This window comes from Pseudomonas tremae, assembly GCF_001401155.1.
Taxonomy (GTDB): Bacteria; Pseudomonadota; Gammaproteobacteria; order Pseudomonadales; family Pseudomonadaceae; genus Aquipseudomonas; species Aquipseudomonas tremae.
Genome location: NZ_LJRO01000352.1, coordinates 122944 through 140769 on the forward strand (window position 1 = coordinate 122944; position 17826 = coordinate 140769).

At 60.8% G+C, this 17826-nt stretch carries 17 protein-coding genes; 6 read left to right on the plus strand and 11 right to left on the minus strand.

The annotated features are described in order from the left end of the window. The first annotated feature begins 149 nt into the window (after positions 1-149). Positions 150-1049, plus strand: coding sequence for a PA4780 family RIO1-like protein kinase (locus ALO43_RS19555; protein WP_005887299.1), 900 nt, complete (start codon positions 150-152; stop codon positions 1047-1049). A gap of 269 nt (positions 1050-1318) precedes the next feature. Here ALO43_RS19555 and cueR read toward each other — a convergent pair whose 3' ends face one another. The 3 genes from cueR to ALO43_RS19570 form a co-directional block, all read right to left on the minus strand. Then, positions 1319-1717: a Cu(I)-responsive transcriptional regulator gene (cueR, locus tag ALO43_RS19560; RefSeq protein ID WP_024691660.1), complete on the minus strand. Its 399-nt coding sequence runs from the start codon at positions 1715-1717 to the stop codon at positions 1319-1321. Then, positions 1714-3912, minus strand: a complete 2199-nt coding sequence (locus tag ALO43_RS19565; RefSeq protein WP_053480418.1) for a heavy metal translocating P-type ATPase — start codon at positions 3910-3912, stop codon at positions 1714-1716. The genes cueR and ALO43_RS19565 overlap by 4 nt, the downstream gene beginning before the upstream one ends. Before the next feature lie 69 nt (positions 3913-3981). Further along, positions 3982-4362, minus strand: a complete 381-nt coding sequence (locus ALO43_RS19570) for a hypothetical protein (protein ID WP_024670276.1) — start codon at positions 4360-4362, stop codon at positions 3982-3984. A 145-nt stretch (positions 4363-4507) separates the two neighbouring features. Between ALO43_RS19570 and ALO43_RS19575 the strand changes: the two genes are divergently transcribed. Continuing rightward, positions 4508-4705: a heavy-metal-associated domain-containing protein gene (locus ALO43_RS19575; RefSeq protein ID WP_024691662.1), complete on the plus strand. Its 198-nt coding sequence runs from the start codon at positions 4508-4510 to the stop codon at positions 4703-4705. A gap of 150 nt (positions 4706-4855) precedes the next feature. Beyond that, positions 4856-6052 carry a multidrug effflux MFS transporter gene (locus tag ALO43_RS19580; RefSeq protein WP_054997934.1) on the plus strand — a complete coding sequence of 399 codons (1197 nt, stop codon included), beginning with the start codon at positions 4856-4858 and terminating at the stop codon, positions 6050-6052. Positions 6053-6109: 57 nt separating this feature from the next. Here the strand turns inward: ALO43_RS19580 and ALO43_RS19585 are convergent, their stop codons facing one another. Further along, the gene (locus ALO43_RS19585; protein ID WP_024670278.1) at positions 6110-7123 is read right to left on the minus strand and encodes a zinc-binding alcohol dehydrogenase family protein; all 1014 of its coding nucleotides are present in this window, start codon (positions 7121-7123) and stop codon (positions 6110-6112) included. Between the two features lie 112 nt (positions 7124-7235). Between ALO43_RS19585 and ALO43_RS19590 the strand changes: the two genes are divergently transcribed. Next, positions 7236-8159, plus strand: coding sequence for a LysR family transcriptional regulator (locus ALO43_RS19590; protein ID WP_024670279.1), 924 nt, complete (start codon positions 7236-7238; stop codon positions 8157-8159). A gap of 436 nt (positions 8160-8595) precedes the next feature. Then, positions 8596-9288 (plus strand): ArsR/SmtB family transcription factor, encoded by a 693-nt coding sequence (locus ALO43_RS19595; protein ID WP_005887316.1) that lies wholly within the window; start codon positions 8596-8598, stop codon positions 9286-9288. Positions 9289-9404: 116 nt separating this feature from the next. On the opposite strand, the gene ALO43_RS19600 is transcribed toward ALO43_RS19595, so the two are convergent. The 7 genes from ALO43_RS19600 to ALO43_RS19630 form a co-directional block, all read right to left on the minus strand. Beyond that, positions 9405-10358 carry an adenosine deaminase gene (locus tag ALO43_RS19600; RefSeq protein WP_024670280.1) on the minus strand — a complete coding sequence of 318 codons (954 nt, stop codon included), beginning with the start codon at positions 10356-10358 and terminating at the stop codon, positions 9405-9407. A 78-nt stretch (positions 10359-10436) separates the two neighbouring features. Then, a complete protein-coding gene (locus tag ALO43_RS19605; protein WP_024691663.1) occupies positions 10437-11402 on the minus strand; it encodes a 2-oxoglutarate and iron-dependent oxygenase domain-containing protein in 966 nt (321 codons plus the stop codon). A gap of 69 nt (positions 11403-11471) precedes the next feature. After that, on the minus strand, positions 11472-12566 hold the full coding sequence (locus ALO43_RS19610) for a BMP family ABC transporter substrate-binding protein (protein ID WP_024691664.1): 1095 nt from the start codon (positions 12564-12566) through the stop codon (positions 11472-11474). 215 nt (positions 12567-12781) lie between these two features. Further along, the gene (gene fecE / locus ALO43_RS19615; protein ID WP_024670283.1) at positions 12782-13573 is read right to left on the minus strand and encodes a Fe(3+) dicitrate ABC transporter ATP-binding protein FecE; all 792 of its coding nucleotides are present in this window, start codon (positions 13571-13573) and stop codon (positions 12782-12784) included. 4 nt (positions 13574-13577) lie between these two features. Next, positions 13578-14546, minus strand: coding sequence for a FecCD family ABC transporter permease (locus ALO43_RS19620; protein ID WP_024670284.1), 969 nt, complete (start codon positions 14544-14546; stop codon positions 13578-13580). After that, positions 14543-15532: an iron-dicitrate ABC transporter permease FecC gene (gene fecC, locus ALO43_RS19625; RefSeq protein WP_024670285.1), complete on the minus strand. Its 990-nt coding sequence runs from the start codon at positions 15530-15532 to the stop codon at positions 14543-14545. Before fecC ends, ALO43_RS19620 begins: the two co-directional genes overlap by 4 nt. Further along, positions 15533-16453 carry a Fe(3+) dicitrate ABC transporter substrate-binding protein FecB gene (locus ALO43_RS19630; protein WP_024670286.1) on the minus strand — a complete coding sequence of 307 codons (921 nt, stop codon included), beginning with the start codon at positions 16451-16453 and terminating at the stop codon, positions 15533-15535. A gap of 243 nt (positions 16454-16696) precedes the next feature. Between ALO43_RS19630 and ALO43_RS19635 the strand changes: the two genes are divergently transcribed. Continuing rightward, on the plus strand, positions 16697-17785 hold the full coding sequence (locus ALO43_RS19635) for a calcium:cation antiporter (protein ID WP_005887329.1): 1089 nt from the start codon (positions 16697-16699) through the stop codon (positions 17783-17785). Positions 17786-17826: the final 41 nt, after the last annotated feature.

The following is a 17826-nucleotide window of genomic DNA, read 5'->3' on the forward strand; positions in this document are numbered from 1 at the left end:
ACGAAAGGTGCTTGAAACCGGGGCATTGAGCGGTTTTTGATTAAAAAACCTTTCAATCCAAAGGGCACTACCCCTACTCGCTGGCGGAGGATTGCCGTATAACGGCAACAATCGCGTATCTGGCAACAAAGGACCCACAATAAAAGCTGATGAAAACTCCTAAACGCATTGAACCCCTGATCGAAGACGGTCTGGTCGACGAGGTGCTGCGCCCGCTCATGAGTGGTAAAGAGGCAGCTGTTTATGTGGTGCGCTGTGGCAATGAGCTGCGGTGTGCCAAGGTTTACAAGGAGGCTAACAAACGCAGTTTCCGTCAGGCGGCTGAATATCAGGAAGGCCGCAAGGTACGCAACAGCCGACAGGCTCGGGCCATGGCCAAGGGCTCGAAGTTCGGGCGCAAGGAAACCGAGGACGCCTGGCAGAACGCCGAAGTGGCTGCACTGTTTCGTCTGGCCAGTGCTGGCGTCCGGGTGCCCAAACCGTATGACTTCCTTGAAGGCGTACTGCTTATGGAGCTGGTGGCCGACGAATACGGTGATGCCGCCCCGCGTCTGAACGACGTGGTACTGGAGCCGGATCAGGCGCGCGAGTATCACGCCTTCCTGATCGAACAGATCGTGCTGATGCTGTGCGCCGGTCTGGTGCACGGTGACCTTTCCGAGTTCAACGTTTTGCTGGCGCCATCCGGTCCGGTGATCATCGACTTGCCGCAAGCGGTCGATGCAGCGGGAAACAACCATGCGTTCAGCATGCTGGAGCGTGACGTCGGCAACATGGCGTTGTACTTCGGCCGCTTTGCGCCTGAGCTGCGCAAGACCAGGTTCGCCAAGGAAATGTGGTCGTATTACGAGGCTGGCACCTTGTCGCCAGCCACGGTGCTGACCGGCGAGTTCGACGAGCCGGAGGACGAAGCCGATGTCGGTGGCGTACTGCGCGAAATCGAAGCAGCCCGTCTCGACGAAGCCCGCCGTCAGGCAGCCCGTGCTGCAGATGATGAGCCGCCGGGTAAATCCGCCGAGGAACCACCACCGCCGTGGATGCAGCACTGACCTTTCCCGTGTCTATCGTGCCAATGCCCCGCGTTGGCATGCAGTTCGTGACGCTCTGCGTGACAAATATTCAGACTGGAGGCACAGCAAGCGTAATCGGGCACAAGGCGCTGAATAGCGCTTGCATCTTTACGGCCTAAAGCAGGCGTTAGTGCTGATGTGCGACGCGAAGCGTCACGAGCCGCATTCCCACGCGGAGCGTGGGGACGTCTTGATAACTGCCCGGCTCGCTCCCACGGGAGTGTTGCGAGACCTGTCTTAGGCAGTGTCTAGCAACACCCGCCCGACGCCAGGTCCTTGAGGATCGGGCAGTCGGGTCGGTCGTTGCCCTGGCAGTGTTCAACCAGTTCCTTAAGCGTGTCGCGCAGGCTTGCCAGTTCCTCGATCTTGCGATCAAGGTCGCTGATGTGTTTTCGAGCCAGCGCCTTGACGTCGGCGCTGGCGCGTTGGCGGTCTTGCCAGAGGGTCAGCAGTTTGCCGACCTCGTCCAGCGAAAAGCCCAGATCCCTCGAGCGCTTGATGAACGCCAGCGTGTGCAGGTCTTCTGTGCTGTACAGGCGATAACCGCTGTCGCTGCGTTTGGCCGCTTTCAGCAGACCGATGGATTCGTAGTAACGGATCATCTTTGCGCTCAAGCCGCTGCTTTTTGCAGCCTGGCCGATGTTCATGGTTTTTCCTCCAGGTCGCGCGGTTTCCAGGTTTTCAACAGCAGAGCGTTGCCCACCACGCTGACGCTGGACAAGGCCATTGCCGCGCCCGCCAGCACCGGGTTGAGGTAGCCCAGCGCGGCCAGAGGAATGCCGATCAGGTTATAGACGAATGCCCAGAACAGGTTCTGGCGGATCTTGGCGTAGGTCCGGCGGCTGATCTCCAGGGCTGCCGGCACCAGGCGCGGATCGCCGCGCATCAGGGTGATACCTGCGGCATGCATCGCTACATCCGTACCGCCGCCCATCGCAATGCCTACATCAGCCGCCGCCAGCGCCGGTGCGTCGTTGATGCCGTCGCCGACCATTGCCACCACATGATTGTTTTTCAATTGCGTGACGGTGTCCGCCTTGTCGGCAGGCAGCACCTCGGCATGCACATCATGGATGCCCAGTGCCCTGGCAACGACTTGCGCGCTGCCGCGGTTATCGCCAGTCAGCAAGTGGCTGGTGATACCGCGCGCGTTCAGCGCTCTGATCGCCTGATCGGTGCCGGGCTTGAGTGTGTCACCGAAGGCGAACATGCCGATCACCTTATGCTCCGGGGCTGTTTCGATCAGCCAGGAAAGGGTACGCCCTTCGGCTTCCCAGACACGTGCAGATTCGGCCAGCTGGCCCATCGGCAGGCCGCTTTCGTCCAGCAGGCGCCGGTTACCCAGCGCCAGCTCACGGCCCTGAACAGTACCGGCTATACCTCGGCCGCTTAGCGCGCGGCTGTCTTCGACCGGATCGAGTTTGAGTTGCCATTCATGGCAAACGTCCAGCACCGCTTTGGCCAGCGGGTGCTCGCTGCCGCGTTGCAGGGCGCCTGCCAGTTGCAGCAGGAGTTCTTCGTTGCCCAGCACCGCGCTCATGTTGGTGATGCGTGGTGTGCCCGAGGTCAATGTGCCGGTCTTGTCGAACACCACGGCGTCAACGTTGTGGGCACGCTCCAGTACGTCGGCATCCTTGATCAGAATGCCGTAGCGCGCCGCCACGCCGGTGCCAGCCATGATCGCCGTTGGCGTCGCCAGCCCCAGAGAGCAGGGGCAGGCGATCACCAGCACGGCCACGGCATTGATCAGCGCCACTTCCAGAGAGGCGCCAACCAGCATCCAGCCCGCCAGCGTAAAGAAAGCGATCACCAGAACAGTCGGCACAAAGACCTGGCTGACTTTGTCCACCAGCTTTTGAATGGGCGCCTTGCCCGACTGCGCTTCTTCTACCAGGCGAATGATGCGCGCCAGAACCGTCTCAGTGCCGATCGCTGAAGTTCTGATCAGTAGACGGCCCTCACCATTGATGGCGCCGCCCGTGACCTTGTCACCCGATTGTTTGAACACTGGCAGACTTTCTCCGGTGATCAGCGCTTCGTCGGCATGACTGCGTCCTTCGAGCACCTCGCCGTCTACCGGGAAGCGTTCTCCAGGCTTGACCAGCACGTAGTCGCCAATTCGCAGTTCGCTGATTGCCACTTCATGCTCAACGCCATCGACCATGCGCAGCGCGTGCTCCGGGCGCAGGGCCTCGAGGGCACGAATGGCGCTGGCTGTCTGGCGTTTGGCCCGGCTTTCCAGGTATTTGCCCAGCAACACCAGCGCAATGACTACCGCTGACGCTTCGAAGTAAAGGTGCGGCGTGGTGCCGGGTGTGGCGCTCAGCCATTGGTAGACACTCAGCCCGTAGCCGGCGCTGGTGCCGATGGCAACCAACAGGTCCATATTACCGGCGCCTGCTCGCAGGGCTTTCCAGGCGGCGACATAGAAGCGCGCGCCCAGAATGAATTGCACCGGTGTTGCCAGCGCAAATTGCGCCCAGGCGGGCAGCATCCAGTGCGCACCCAGAGGCGCCATTGCCATCGGCAGTATCAACGGCAGTGCCAGTGCGATTGCCAGTACCAAGGCCCAGCGCTCATGCTGCAAGTGACGGCGTTTGCTGTCGGCTTCGGCACGATGGTCCTGAATCAGCGTTGCACCATAACCGGCGCGGCTGACAGCGGCGACCAGCGTCTGCGGGTCGGTTTGCAGGGCGGTGACTACGTGGGCGCGCTCACTGGCCAGATTGACCGTCACGCTGTTGACCCCCGGCACTTTGGCCAGGGCACGTTCGACCCGGCCTGCGCAACTGGCGCAGGTCATGCCGCTGATCGGCAGGTCGAAGGTGGTGGTGTCTTGCATCTCTATCACTCCCTGAGGCTGGATACCTGCAAGGATCAACCTTGCCACATGGGCAAGGTCAAGCGCGAATCAATAGTTGAGGTCGGCCTTCTTGAGGTACAGCCCGTTCAGGTCGGTGGCAATGCGGTATTTGAGAATGTCCCCGGCGCGCAGTTTGATCTTGATGTTGTTCTGCGCTTCCATGCCTGATTCGCAACCCCTGACGGCGCCGCCTAGCCTGCGCAGCCGCACGGACACTTCACCCGGCGGCAGGTTGAAAGACACCGAGTCCTCTTGAAACAGGCGCCCGGCCAGTTGATCCTGAACATAAATACCGATTTCACAGGAGGTGGCCACCTCCAGTCGCTCTCGGGAAATGATCAGGATGCCGTAATCCTGAGCAGCCTGCGTGGCAGGTGCGATAGCCAGAAAACCGAGAATGGCGAAGAGACTCACTGCTAACCAGCGCATCGCTGATACTCCTGATGTAAACGTATTGACTCAGCTTGGCCCACGATCAGCCTGAATACCAGCCCGGCAGGAATCACAGAAACTTGACCTTGTCATGATGGCAAGGTTGAAGATGCCTGACATTCATCATAGAAGGAGTAGCACCATGCAGTTATTCAACGTTCAAGGCATGACCTGCGGGCACTGTGTTCGCGCCGTCACCAATGCCATCCGGCACGATGATCCCGCCGCCGATGTTCAAGTCGAGCTGGCCAGCAAGGAAGTCAGGGTGCAGAGCAGTCTGTCGCCAGAGCAGATTATCAGGTTGATCGGCGAAGAGGGTTATCAGGCGCAGTTGGCCTGAGCCTTGCGTGGGAAGCCGAACTTGCGAAACAGGGGCGGCTCCCGGGCTATAAAGTTTGAAAAACTTTGAATTAATTATCCTGTCCTCCGTCCTCTGCTAGGTATGCCGGTTAAACTGGCCCGTTGCTTTGCAGCCGTTGATGGACACCTGATGAATCTACGAACGATCCTTATCCTTGGCTCCTTGAGCGCCTTCGGCCCGCTGGCCATCGATTTCTACCTTCCTGGTTTTCCCGCCATAGCCTCGTATTTCGGGACCGACGAGAAGCACGTACAGCTGACCCTGGCCGCCTACTTTCTGGGCCTGTCTCTTGGCCAGTTGGCCTATGGGCCGGTAGCCGACCGTTTTGGCCGGCGTGTCCCGATGCTGGTCGGCGTTGCCCTGTTCATGCTTGCCTCTGTGGCCTGCGCCTTTGCGCCGAGTCTCGAGTGGCTGATCGGCGCACGTTTCGTTCAGGCGTTGGGTGGCTGTGCCGGGATGGTGCTGTCGCGGGCGATCGTCAGCGACAAATGCAATGCCGTCGAGTCGGCCAAGGTCTTCTCGCAACTGATGCTGGTGATGGGCCTGGCGCCTATTCTGGCGCCCATGCTCGGGGGCGTGCTGGTCAGCAGCTTTGGCTGGCAGTCGATCTTCGTCAGCCTTACGCTGTTCAGCGGGGCCTGCCTGACAGCGGTTGCAATCGGTCTGCCGGAAAGCATGCCCGCCAGCGCGCCTCGTCAGCCATTGAGCGGCGCATTGCGGCAATACGCCAACCTGTTCAAGGACCGCGTGTTTATCGGCCATGCCCTGACAGGTGGTATCGCCATGGCCGGAATGTTCGCTTACGTTGCCGGGTCGCCCTTTGTCTTCATCAAGCTGTACGGCGTACCTGCCGAGCATTACGGCTGGCTGTTCGGGATGAATGCGGCGGGCTTCATTCTGGTTGCGCAGATCAACGCGCGCGTGCTGCGCAAGACTGGCCCTGCATTCATATTGTCACGCACGGTATGGGTCTACCTGACGGCGGCGCTGGTCTTGATGGCGATCACCGGGCTGCGCACCGAAGCGCTCTGGCCTTTGCTGGTGCCGCTATTCATATGCGTCGCGAGCCTGGGCTGCATCATTCCCAACGCCTCGGCCTGTGCCATGAATGGCCAGTGGGCGCGCGCCGGCAGTGCATCGGCATTGCTGGGGTGTCTGCAATTCAGCGTCGCCGCCGTCGCAGCCAGCCTGGTGGGCGTGCTGCATGACGGCACGGCCACACCAATGGCGCTGGTCATCAGCCTGTGCGGCTTACTGACGGTGGGCCTTTCGGTGTTGACGCGTCGCGCGCAGCACACTCGGGACGCCAAGGCGCAGACTGCCTGATGCGTTTCGGCGCGGGGGCCGGTCGTTGTGCGACTGACTCCCGCGTTCTGGTGTGCCTCAGAACCCTTCAAGCACTACCTTGCCTTTGGCAGTGCCGCTTTCCAGCAGGGCATGAGCGCGGCGCAGGTTTTCGGCGTTGATGCGGCCAAAATGTTCACCGAACGTGGTTTTCAGTGTGCCAGCGTCGATCAGCTCGGCCACCCGGTTGAGCAGGTTGTGCTGTTCGATCATGTCCTCGGTTTCAAACATCGAGCGGGTGTACATGAACTCCCAATGCAACGAAAGGCTCTTGCGCTTGAGTTTCGAGACATCCAGCGTTTTTGGGTCATCGATCAGGGCCAGTTTGCCCTGCGGCTTGAGCGCCTCGACCAGTTGATCCAGATGCTGTTCGGTCTGAGTCAGGCTGGCCACGTGGGTCACCTGGTTCAGGCCGACACGTTTGAGTTCTTCGCTCAATGGCTTGCTATGGTCCAGCATTTCATGTGCGCCCAGCTCGCGAACCCAGCGTTCGGTCTCGGGGCGCGAAGCGGTGCCGATGACCTTGAGTGAGGTCAACTGCCGCGCCAACTGGGTCAGGATCGAACCCACACCACCCGCCGCGCCGACGATCAGCAGGCTGTGCGGGCCTTCGCCTTTCTGCTGAGCAATTTCCAGGCGCTCGAACAGCAGCTCCCAGGCAGTGATGGCAGTCAAAGGCAGCGCTGCTGCATGAGCAAAACTCAGGGTCTTGGGCATATGGCCGACGATGCGCTCATCGACAACGTGCAGTTCACTGTTGGCGCCTGGTCGGGTCAGGGAACCCGCGTAAAAAACGTTATCACCTGGCTTGAACAGGGTGACCTGGCTGCCAACGGCTTTCACCACGCCTGCCACGTCCCAGCCCAAGACCTTGGCCGCACCGTCTTCCGGCTGGACGTTCTGGCGAATTTTGGTGTCCACCGGGTTGACCGATATTGCCTTGACCTCGACCAGCAGATCGCGTGCGCCCGCGACCGGTTCTGGCAGCTCGATGTCCTGCAATGCTTGGGTGTCGCTGATCGGCAACGAATGGTAGTAGGCAATGGCTTTCATCACGGGGCCTCCTCGGAAAAATGATGGAGAGATCATTGGCTATTTCCAGTAAAGATAAAACCCGTTAAAACTGCAGTCTGTTTCAACTTTATTTTGATAATGCGAGGCTTTGATGCTGCGTTTTGATGACTTGCAGTTGTTCGTGCGTGCAGCGGACCTGGGCAGCCTTTCTGCTGCTGCGCGAGTGATGGACATGTCTGCGGCGGTAGCGAGTGCGGCGCTCAAGCGCATCGAACGGCAGTTGGGCGCGCGTCTGCTGGCGCGCTCTACCCGCAGCCTCAGGCTTACCGCAGAGGGCGAGGGGTTTCTGGAATATGCCCGTGCGGCACTGGGCAGCCTTGAAGAAGGACGCAGATTGTTGGCCAGCAGTCAGGATCGCTGCGAGGGCGTGCTGCAACTCTCTGCCCCCTCGGACCTCGGTCGTAACGTGCTCTTGCCCTGGCTGGATGACTTTCAGCAGCAGCATCCGCAACTGACCGTTCGGCTGTTGCTGGGTGATCGCATCGCTGATCTGTTTCGCCAGCCTGTCGATGTCGCGCTGCGTTACGGCGAACCCGAGGACTCCAGCCTGGTGGCGCTGCCGGTTCTGCCTGACAACCGGCGGGTGCTGTGTGCCGCTCCGGGTTATCTGGAACGCCACGGTGAGCCTCATCAAATCGAACAGCTGGCGCAGCACAATTGTCTGCTGTTCATGTTGGGTGATCGCGTGCATGACCGCTGGACGCTGAATGACGGCAAGCGTGAAATCAGTCTGACGGTCAGCGGTAATCGCTTCAGCGACGATGCCGACGTGGTACGCCGCTGGGCCGTGGCGGGCGAGGGAGTCGCGTACAAGTCCTGGCTGGACGTTGCTGCAGACGTCAGAGCCGGCCGCCTGAAAGTGCTCATGCCCGACCTGACCGGAGAGCGCGCCCCGCTGAACTTGTTGTGCGCGCACCGTGCGCAACTCAGCAAACCGGTCAATCTGCTGCTGGATATGCTCAGGTCTCGCTGTAAGCAACATGCTGTAGGCCCGTCGCCTGTTGGTTTGTTTTAATGGCTACGTGTTACAGGGAAATAGCCTACGGACACTTCGGAAAATAGAGTATTTAAATGCAATTCAAATCTGCAAAGTTCTGCTTCAGGTACTAACTTGAAGCCGACTGTTGTTGAGGGGTTTTGGCATTTTTGTCATAGGCATGGCGCCTGTGTTTTCCGTTACTTTTTCAGGGGTGCGCTGAAAGCCCTTGATTAGAGCGGTTTCTGTGTAATGGCTAGTAGCCGCCCAATCCGGCGTGACACTCCAGCTTCAGGCGGTTTTGCGGGTGTTCGCGCGACCACAGTGCGCACCAGCAGTTTTTCACCCGCCGGGGGCGCAGGCCATAGAGTTTATACTTGTCATTTCAGGTCAAAGACGCGTTCAACTTTATCAGCGCGTGATTACAGTCATTAAGTCACCGAGACAGATGAATGTTTCAACAGGGAGTGAACACATGGAATATGGTCCGCGCATCAGCCAGATTGCAACATTGCTGGCCGACCCCAAGCGCAGCGCAATGATCTGGGCGTTGATGGACGGTACGGCTCGTTCCGCCGATGAGCTGGCGATTCTGGCGGGGCTCTCTACGTCTTCGGCGGGGGCGCATCTGGCGCGTCTGGCCAATGGCGGTCTGTTGAAGCAGGAAGCCCGGGGGCGAAAGCGGTTTTTCCGTCTGGCCGCGCCGGAAGTCGGTGCTGCCGTGGAAGCGCTGGCCTGTGCGTCGCAGGCCAGCGCCGTGCAGATCAGTCGGCGTTTTGCCCAGCCCATGCCTCCCTTGCCACTGCGGCGCGCAAGAATCTGCTCCGATCACCTGGGCGGTGAAATGGCTGCCGAGCTTTATCAGCGGTTGCTGGGGGCCGGCTGGATAGAGCAGCAGGAGAAGCGTATCGAAGTGACGAGCAAGGGCGTGGCCAGCTTTGCCGAGCGCGGCATCTACATACCTGCGCTGGCACAGCGCAAACGCGAAACAGTGTGTGCCTGCCCGAAACTGAGCGACCACAGCGCGCACCTGGGGGGCGCGCTGGGGGCGGGGTTGTTGCAGTTGTTCATTCAGATGGGCTGGCTACGTACCACTGAGGAGTCCAGCACGTTGCAGGTCTCGTCCAGCGGGCAGCGGGAAATCAGCAAGATAGCTGCAGCGGCCTAAGAGGGCATGCCCTCAATACCGAACGCAGAGCGTCCAGACCTGCGTTCCTGCGCTGGAGTGTGAGGAACGACAAGTGCAGGATTGATGCTCCGCGCTGTTTCCGGGAGTAAAGCGTTTCAGGGCTTGACCAGGCGGGCATCCAGGCTGTTTTGTGCCAGGCGGGTGGCCTGGTCCTGAGTCATGCCCAGGTGCGTATACAGCGCATGGAAGTTCTCGGTCACGTAGCCGCCGAAGTAGGCCGGGTCGTCGGAGTTCACCGTGACTTTCACGCCGCGCTCGAGCATGTCGAGGATGTTGTGCCGAGCCATGTCGTCGAACACGCAGAGCTTGGTGTTGGAGAGCGGGCAGACGGTCAGCGGGATCTGTTCGTCGATGATGCGCTGCATCAGCCGCTCGTCTTCGATGGCGCGAACGCCGTGGTCGATACGCTGGATTTTCAGCAGGTCCAGTGCTTCCCAGATGTACTCCGGCGGCCCTTCTTCCCCGGCATGGGCCACGGTCAGGAAGCCTTCGTTGCGGGCGCGGTCAAACACGCGCTGGAACTTGCTCGGCGGGTGGCCCATTTCAGAGCTGTCGAGGCCCACGGCGACGAACGCATCGCGGAACGGCAGCGCCTGGTCGAGGGTCTTTTCGGCTTCGTCTTCGGACAGATGACGCAGGAAGCTCAGGATCAAACCGCTGTCGACACCCAGCTTCGACTTGCCATCTTTCAGCGCACCGGTAATCCCGGCCAGCACCACTTCAAACGCAATGCCACGGTCGGTGTGGGTTTGCGGATCGAAGAATGGTTCGGTGTGGATGACGTTTTGTTCCTTGCAGCGCAGCAGGTAGGCCCAGGTCAGGTCGTAGAAGTCCTGCTCGGTGCGCAGCACGTCCGCGCCGCGATAGTACAGGTCGAGGAATTCCTGCAGATTGTTGAAGGCGTAAGCCTTGCGCAGCGCATCGACGTCATTCCACGGCAGGGCAATCTTGTTGCGCTCGGCCAGGGCGAACAGCAGCTCGGGTTCCAGCGAGCCTTCGAGGTGCAGGTGCAGTTCTGCCTTGGGCAGTGCGTTCAACCAGTCGTACATATTCTTTTCTCATCAGGTGCAGATGGCGGGCATTCTACAGATGCATGCCGCTGCGCAGGGTAAAACCTGACCGAACGTTCAACTTGGCTCTTGTTCGCGACGATAGGCGTAAGTATCGGCGAAGCGTGAAAGCAGAAATTCGGCACACGTCGTTACAGGGTAGCGGGCCGGATGAGTTTCGCTCTGACAGCCAGGCAGGCACTCGATGCGCGTGTCCGGATGCGGTTCGGCAAAGAACGGCATCGAATAGCGATCGACACCCAATGGGCTGATGACCCGGTGGGGCGTGGACAGATAACGATCGTTGCTCCAGCGCGCCATCATGTCACCGAGGTTGACCACGAAGGTGCCGTCGACAGGCGGTGCGTCGATCCATTCGCCGCGTACGTCGCGAACCTGCAGCCCGCCCGCCGTGTCCTGGTACAGCAAGGTGATACAGCCGTAATCGGTGTGCGCTCCCGCGCCTTGTTGCTCGGCTGACGTCGCGGTGTGCCGTGGCGGGTAATGAATCATGCGCAGCACGCTGACCGGGTCCTTGAAGCGCTGATCGAAAAAGTCGTGCTCGATGCCAAGAGCCAGTGTCATGGCGCGCAGCAGGGTTTGCGCCAGCGCCTGCATGTCCAGGTAATGCTGCTCCATCAGGCTGGCCCAGCCGGGAATGTCCGGGTGCCGATTGGGGCCGCGCAACGGTTTGCCGGCCAGTACATCGGGATGGCTGGCCTCCATATGCAGGCCCATGTCGAAGGTTTCTTTCAGGTCGCTCGGCAGGCCGGGGTCCAGCTGCTCGGTGGCAATCGCGCCGTAGCCACGATGGTGAGTGCTTTGGGTGATATCGATCCTGAGCTTTTCGGCTGCATCCCTGGCGAAGAAGTCCTTGGCGGCGGCCTGTACCTGTTCGATGCGTTCGGCGCTGATCGGGTGGCCTTTGATGTAGAAAAAGCCCCATTCACGGCAAGCGCTGTCGATCTGTGTGGCGACAGCCTGCCAGGCTTGGGCGTCCGCGCCGTAAAGCGGGCTGATGTCGATGACGGGAAGCTGGTCCATTAACCGTTCCTGAGCGTTCGGTGGTGTTCAACAGAGAGGGACGTGCCCGCCGAGGCAGGCAAAACAGCGTTACTTGGGAAGTTCGGCCTTGATCCCTTCCACGTAATAGTTCATCGATGCCAGCTCGGCGTTGGTCGCAACGACGCCATCGGCAATCTTGATCGTGCCGTTCTGGTCCTTGATCGGGCCAGTGAACGGGTGGAATTCGCCGCTTTCGATGCTGGCGATGATCTTCTGCGCCTCGGCCTTAACGTCAGCCGGCACGACGTCGCTGATCGGCAATTCGACGGTACCTTCTTTCAGGCCGCCCCAGTAGTCCTGCGGTTTCCAGGTGCCAGCGATGGCGCCCTCGGCGGCCTGGGTGTAATGCGGGCCCCAATTGTTGACGATGGAAGTCAGCACTGCCTTTGGCCCGAAATGCGCCATGTCCGAGGCGTAACCTACCGCGTAGACGCCACGGCGCTCGGCCGTCTGGATAGGTGCCGGGCTGTCGGTGTGCTGGAAGACTACGTCGACGCCCTGATCGATCAGGGCGTTGGCGGCGTCCGCTTCCTTGCCCGGATCGAACCAGGAGTTGACCCAGACCACTTTGATTTCAGTGCCCGGGTTGTATTTGTTCAGCGCCAGCTGGATGGCGTCGATGTCACGCAGCACTTCAGGGATCGGGAATGAGGCGACGTAGCCGATCTTCTTTGTCTTGGTCATTTTCGCTGCGATGTAACCGCTGACGTAGCGGCCTTCATAAGTACGGGCCAGGTAAGTGCCCATGTTCTTGTCCTGCTTGTAACCGGTTGCGTGCTCGAATTTCACTTTCGGGAATTGCTTGGCGACTTTCAGGGTCGGGTTCATGTAACCGAAGGAAGTACTGAAGATCAGGTCATAGCCGCCCTTGGCCATGTTGCGAATCACCCGCTCGGCGTCGGCACCTTCCGGCACGTTCTCCACGTAACTGCTGCTGACCTTGTCGCCCAGCGCCTTGACCATCGCCAAGCGGCCCTGTTCGTGCTGATAGGTCCAGCCGTGGTCGCCGATAGGGCCGATGTAGACGAATCCGACTTTCAGCGGATCGGCGGCCGATGCGAGCAGGCTGGAGCCGATGCCGACGACAGCGGCCATGGCGCACAGCAGTTTTTTCAGAGGACGATGTGGGTTGGTCAGGTGCATCGGGTCTAGCTCCTTGCGGTCTTGTTGGAGTGCATACTCCCGACAATGCAAATAACTGACCAACAGGACAACTATGTCGCCAGCGCGTCTTTGATTCTGCAAGGAGCGTGGGAGCGGACCGCGCGACGCTCTCACGGCCTTCGGCCAGAATCAAAAACAGGCTTGTGTACCGTGCGCAGTGCAGCGCTACGGTGCAGAATCGAGCGCCAGCGCCGTCAACTGGTGCAGCGGGTGCTGCGCTCGACAATGCACATCGGCGTGCCGGCCACCGGTTCGCGCATGATCTGCACCTGCACGTCGAACACCTGGCAGACCAGCTCGGCAGTCAACACCTCGCCCGGCGCGCCGCAGGTCACCAGACGCCCACCCTGCATGACTGCCAGATGATCGGCGTAACGGCAGGCCTGGTTGATGTCGTGAAGCACGGTAATCACGGTTTTGCCTTCGGCGCTCAGTTCGCGCATCAAATCGAGCAGTTCGACCTGATGGCTGATGTCCAGATAAGTGGTCGGCTCATCGAGCAGGACGATGGCGGCGTCCTGCGCCAGAATCATCGCCAGCCACGCTCGCTGGCGTTGCCCGCCGGAAAGATCCGACAGCGGACGCTCGGCCAGCGTATCAAGCTCCATGCGCTGCATCGCTTGATCGACGCTGTGCTGATCGGCACCGCTCAGGCGCCCCCACAAGCTGTTGTGCGGGCTGCGCCCGTAAGCGACCAGTTGGCGCACGCTGACGCCTTCCGGAATCGGCAGCACTTGCGACAGAAACGCCACCTTGCAGGCCAGCTCTCTGGCAGACAACTGACTGTAGTCCTTGCCGTCCAGGCTCAACGTGCCCGATTGCGGTGTGAGAATGCGTGCAAAAGCCTTGAGCAGAGTGGACTTGCCGCAGCCGTTGGGGCCGATCAGCGCCGTGACCTGTCCCGCTGGCGGGCTGAACGACAGGTCCTGCACGATGCGTGCTGTGCCGTAGCCGATGTCGAGGTGCTGCGCCTTCAGAATGCTCATGGGATCAACCTTTGAATCGGGCCAGCAGCCAGAGGAAATACGGAGCGCCGATCACGGCTGTCAGAATCCCCGCCGGGATTTCACTGGGGGCGATCAGGGTGCGGCCTAGCGTATCGGCCAGCACCAGCAATAACGCGCCCAGCACCATCGATGCGGGCAGCAGGTATTGATGATGCCCGCCGACCAGACGCCGAGCCATGTGCGGGGCGACCAGCCCGACAAAACTCACCGGGCCGATGATGCCCACGCCCAGGCTGGTCAGCAGCACCGCGCTGCCCATTGCCAGCCAGCGAGTCCGTTTGAGGCTGGCCCCCAGGCTTTGCGCCGCTTCATCGCCAAGCCCGATCAGGTTTAGCGGCTTGGCCAGCAGAAGGCTCAGCGGTATCAGCAGCAGAAGCGGCGTGGCCAATAGGACGTGGTGCCAATTGCGGCTCCACAAACTGCCGGTCAGCGCCAGCAGCGCCGTGTTGATGTCCAGTGGATTAGCGAGAATCATGAATTCGGTGATGCTCGACAGTGTGACCGCAATCGCCACACCCGACAGCGCGAAACGCACGCCGGAAAACTGCACGCCGGTGTTATACAACGCCAACAGCAGTGCCCCTGCGGCGCCGCCCAGGCAGGCCACGAACGGCAGTGCGGCCACCGGCAACTGCGGCAAACCGATGATCGCGATGGTCAGCGCCAGCCCTGCACCCTGGGTCACGCCAAGTATTTCCGGCGAGGCCAGCGGGTTGCGAATCACACCCTGAACGATGGCGCCTGCCAGGCCGAATGCGCAACCGGTCATGACCGCGATCAGGCCGCGCGGCAGGCGATGATTCCAGACCTCGAAGTCTTTGCTGTCGTGAGCGATCAGATGGTCGAGTACCGCGCCAGGCGTCAGCCAGGCGGTGCCGGCGCTGAGGCTCAACAATAGGGCCAGCGCCAGCAGCATGATCAGTAACAAGAGTCGTGAGCGAGGCTGGTTCACAGTGCGCGCCTCGCCAGAAACAGAAAGAACGGCGCGCCGATCAACGCAGTCACCACGCCAGCCGGGGTTTCGACGGGGAACGCCACCGCGCGGCTGATCAGGTCGGACGCCAGCACGATGGCCGCGCCCAGCCCGGCACTGACCGGGATCAGCCAACGGTAGTCATTGCCCAGCCATTGCCGGGCGATGTTGGGTGCAATCAGACCGACAAAGCCGATGGGGCCGACTGCGCACACGCTGGCGCCGACCAGCAGCAGGCTGACCACGAACACCAGCAGGCGCAAGGCGCCGATGCGCACACCGAGCGAACGGGCGGCGTCTTCGCCGAGGTTGATCAGGTTCAGGCGCGGCGCACAGGCAATTGCCAGTACCAGACCGATCAGCGTGCAGGGCCAGAGCAGTTGCAGTTGTTGTGCTCCGACGTTGGCCAGCGAGCCTGCCAACCAGTTGAGCACGCTCTGCGCCTGGACCTCGACAAGAATCACAGTGAGGCGGGTCAGTGCTGCGCAGAGTGCTGCGACGGCGACGCCTGCCAGCACCAGTCGCCCTTGGGAGGTGGCAGGCGACCACGCGCCACCAAGGCTGAACACGGTAATCCATGCCAGCGCACCGCCGAGACAGGTCATCAGCAATGCACCACCGGGAAACGGCAGGGCGATCAGCCCTGTGGAAAACAGCGCGAGCCCCAAGGCAGCACCTGCGGTGACGCCGAACAGTGACGGCGAGGCCAGACTGTTTCGGGTAATGCCCTGCATCAAGGCGCCGGCAACGCCCAGGCAGGCGCCCACCAGCGCAGCGCACAGCGCACGCGGTACTCGCAGTTGGGCGACGATGTAGGCAATGTTGCCGCCTTCGCGACCCTGGGTGAACAGGCCGTTCCACGCGTCGACCTGGCAGATGCTGAAGGACGACAGCGCGAACAGCGACACCCAGAAAAGTCCCAGGCAGGTCGCGGTGATCACGCCTGCCATCAGCCAGCGGCGCATTTAAGGGTTCAGCACGGCCTTGCCGCCCTTGAGCACGGCAAGCGCATCATCGGCTATCTGCTCGGAGGCCATGATCCCGCGGTTGCGCGCCCAGCTGTCGCCGTCGACTTCGGCCACCTGTTTATTACGAACTGCGCCAAGTACCTGCCACAGCGGTTGTTTGCTCCAGCTGTCGACAATGCTCGGACGACGATAATGCCCGACCAGCAACCAGGCAGGGTCCAGCGCCAACAGCTGTTCCAGGCTGACGAACTCGGTGGGCGCAGCGTTCTTGCGCACTTCCGGCACCTGCAAACCGATGGCTTGCAGCACGCTGCCTGCATAGGAGTGCGGGCCGTGAACGGAGAAGCTGTCTTCGCGGGCAACGCCGAACAACACCTTGGTATTGGCCGGAATCTGCTCGGCGACGGTTTTCAGATGCTGTTTGTTTTCCGCGATGCGTGTCTGCATCTGCGGACCTTTGCCCAGCGCCTTGCCGATCAGTTCGGCGGATTGCAGGCTGCCCTGATAATCCTCGCCACGCGACGGCAACATCAATGTCGGCGCGATGCTCGCAAGGTCGTTGTACAGCGCCTGATGACGGCCAAGGTCGGCAATGATCAGGTCAGGCTTGAGCCGCGCGATCACCTCGATATTGGGTTGCGAGCGCAGGCCTACCGACTGCCATTCGCCCACAGCTTTGCGCACGCGGGGCAGCACCCGATTGGCATCGCCATCGTCTGCAGCACCGACTGGCGTCACGCCGACCGAAGCCAGCCCGTCGAGAAACGAAAACTCCAGCACTACCACGCGTTGCGGGGTGTCTGGCAGATGGACCTTGTGCTGGCCGTCATCGATATCGATAGGCGCTGCCTGGGCGGCGCTCGCCATCAGGGTCAGCAGGCCGCAAGCCACCAGATGCGGAAGTCGAAAAGCACGCATGGCGTATGTCCTTTCTAGCAGAAGCAGAATCGTGAAAACGGGCGCGCCATAAAGGCCACGAAGAAAATGGCGGGCACTATTTCACATCGTGGCGGCGGGATCAAAAGTCATTTACGCATGAGTGCAGTTCGCATTCTGGCTATTTTATGAAACCTTTTGTCACACAAGCTACTCTCAGACGCTTCACTGTTGGCCACCTTCATGTACATCCGCGGCGATGTCGCAAGGTTCGGGGTATAAAAAATGGGCGCATTGCTCAAGCAAGAAAAGTTTCTGCTGCTGGCGATCATCGCCACGTTCGTGGCCTATCCGCTGGAGCACGTGCTGCTGGGCAACGGCCAGGTCGTCGCGCTGGTGTCCGGTCTGGCACTGGTAGGGTTTATCGTCTGCGCCTCGATGCGCGTTGCGCACCACGCAGAGATGCTTGCTGAAAAAGTCGGTGATCCCTATGGCACGATGATCCTCACCCTGTCGGCGGTGCTCGTCGAAGTGGTGATTCTGGCGATCATGATGAGCAACGAGCCATCGCCGACGCTAGTGCGCGACACGATCTACTCGGCCGTGATGCTCGACATCAACGGCATTCTCGGCCTGGCGGCCCTCATGGGCGGCATCAAGCATGGCGAGCAGTCATATAACGATGACTCGGCGCGCACTTACAGCGTGATGATCCTCACTGCGATGGGCGTCTCGATGGTGGTGCCCGAGTTCATTCCCGAGGGCGACTGGAAGATCTACTCGGCGTTCACCATCGGCGCGATGGTTCTGCTTTATACCCTGTTCCTGCGCATGCAGGTCGGGCCGCACAGCTACTTCTTCAGCTACAGCTACCCGGAAAAGAAAAAGCGTCAGGGTCAGGCCGAGGAGCATGAGTCGGTCAACCTGACCCGCTCCATCGCCACCTTGGTGACGGGCGTTGTGGTGATCGGCGCATTGGCGGAAGTCATGTCCAAGACCGTCGACCTCGGTCTGGAAGGTACGGGCGCGCCGCCGGTCATGACTGCGATTCTGGTCGCCGCCATTTCCGCTGCCCCTGAGATCCTGACCGCTTTGCGTGCGGCCCTGGCCAACCGCATGCAGTCAGTGGTCAACATTGCTTTGGGCGCCTCGCTGTCCACGGTGATCCTGACCGTTCCGGTCATGGAGGCGATGGCGCTTTACAGCGGCCAGCCGTTCCAGATGGCAATGACGCCGGTGCAGACTGTGATGATCTTCATCACCCTGTTGGTGTCCGCCATCAACCTGAACGACGGCGAAACCAACGCCATCGAAGGCATGACTCACTTCGTGCTGTTTGCGACATTCATCATGCTGTCGTGTCTGGGGCTTTAGGGCTCATTGCCTATCGTGCCCACGCTCTGCGTCGCAAGAGG

Coding starts and splice junctions, on each gene's coding strand:
- fecE (WP_024670283.1), bottom strand. CDS start 13,573: ATGAGCATTCTGAAGGCGCAGCACCTCGACATCGGCTACGGCACAGCA.
- ALO43_RS19590 (WP_024670279.1), top strand. CDS start 7,236: ATGCTGCGTTTTGATGACTTGCAGTTGTTCGTGCGTGCAGCGGACCTG.
- ALO43_RS19570 (WP_024670276.1), bottom strand. CDS start 4,362: ATGCGCTGGTTAGCAGTGAGTCTCTTCGCCATTCTCGGTTTTCTGGCT.
- ALO43_RS19605 (WP_024691663.1), bottom strand. CDS start 11,402: ATGGACCAGCTTCCCGTCATCGACATCAGCCCGCTTTACGGCGCGGAC.
- ALO43_RS19580 (WP_054997934.1), top strand. CDS start 4,856: ATGAATCTACGAACGATCCTTATCCTTGGCTCCTTGAGCGCCTTCGGC.
- ALO43_RS19595 (WP_005887316.1), top strand. CDS start 8,596: ATGGAATATGGTCCGCGCATCAGCCAGATTGCAACATTGCTGGCCGAC.
- cueR (WP_024691660.1), bottom strand. CDS start 1,717: ATGAACATCGGCCAGGCTGCAAAAAGCAGCGGCTTGAGCGCAAAGATG.
- ALO43_RS19575 (WP_024691662.1), top strand. CDS start 4,508: ATGCAGTTATTCAACGTTCAAGGCATGACCTGCGGGCACTGTGTTCGC.
- ALO43_RS19600 (WP_024670280.1), bottom strand. CDS start 10,358: ATGTACGACTGGTTGAACGCACTGCCCAAGGCAGAACTGCACCTGCAC.
- fecC (WP_024670285.1), bottom strand. CDS start 15,532: ATGCGCCGCTGGCTGATGGCAGGCGTGATCACCGCGACCTGCCTGGGA.
- ALO43_RS19585 (WP_024670278.1), bottom strand. CDS start 7,123: ATGAAAGCCATTGCCTACTACCATTCGTTGCCGATCAGCGACACCCAA.
- ALO43_RS19635 (WP_005887329.1), top strand. CDS start 16,697: ATGGGCGCATTGCTCAAGCAAGAAAAGTTTCTGCTGCTGGCGATCATC.
- ALO43_RS19555 (WP_005887299.1), top strand. CDS start 150: ATGAAAACTCCTAAACGCATTGAACCCCTGATCGAAGACGGTCTGGTC.
- ALO43_RS19565 (WP_053480418.1), bottom strand. CDS start 3,912: ATGCAAGACACCACCACCTTCGACCTGCCGATCAGCGGCATGACCTGC.
- ALO43_RS19630 (WP_024670286.1), bottom strand. CDS start 16,453: ATGCGTGCTTTTCGACTTCCGCATCTGGTGGCTTGCGGCCTGCTGACC.
- ALO43_RS19610 (WP_024691664.1), bottom strand. CDS start 12,566: ATGCACCTGACCAACCCACATCGTCCTCTGAAAAAACTGCTGTGCGCC.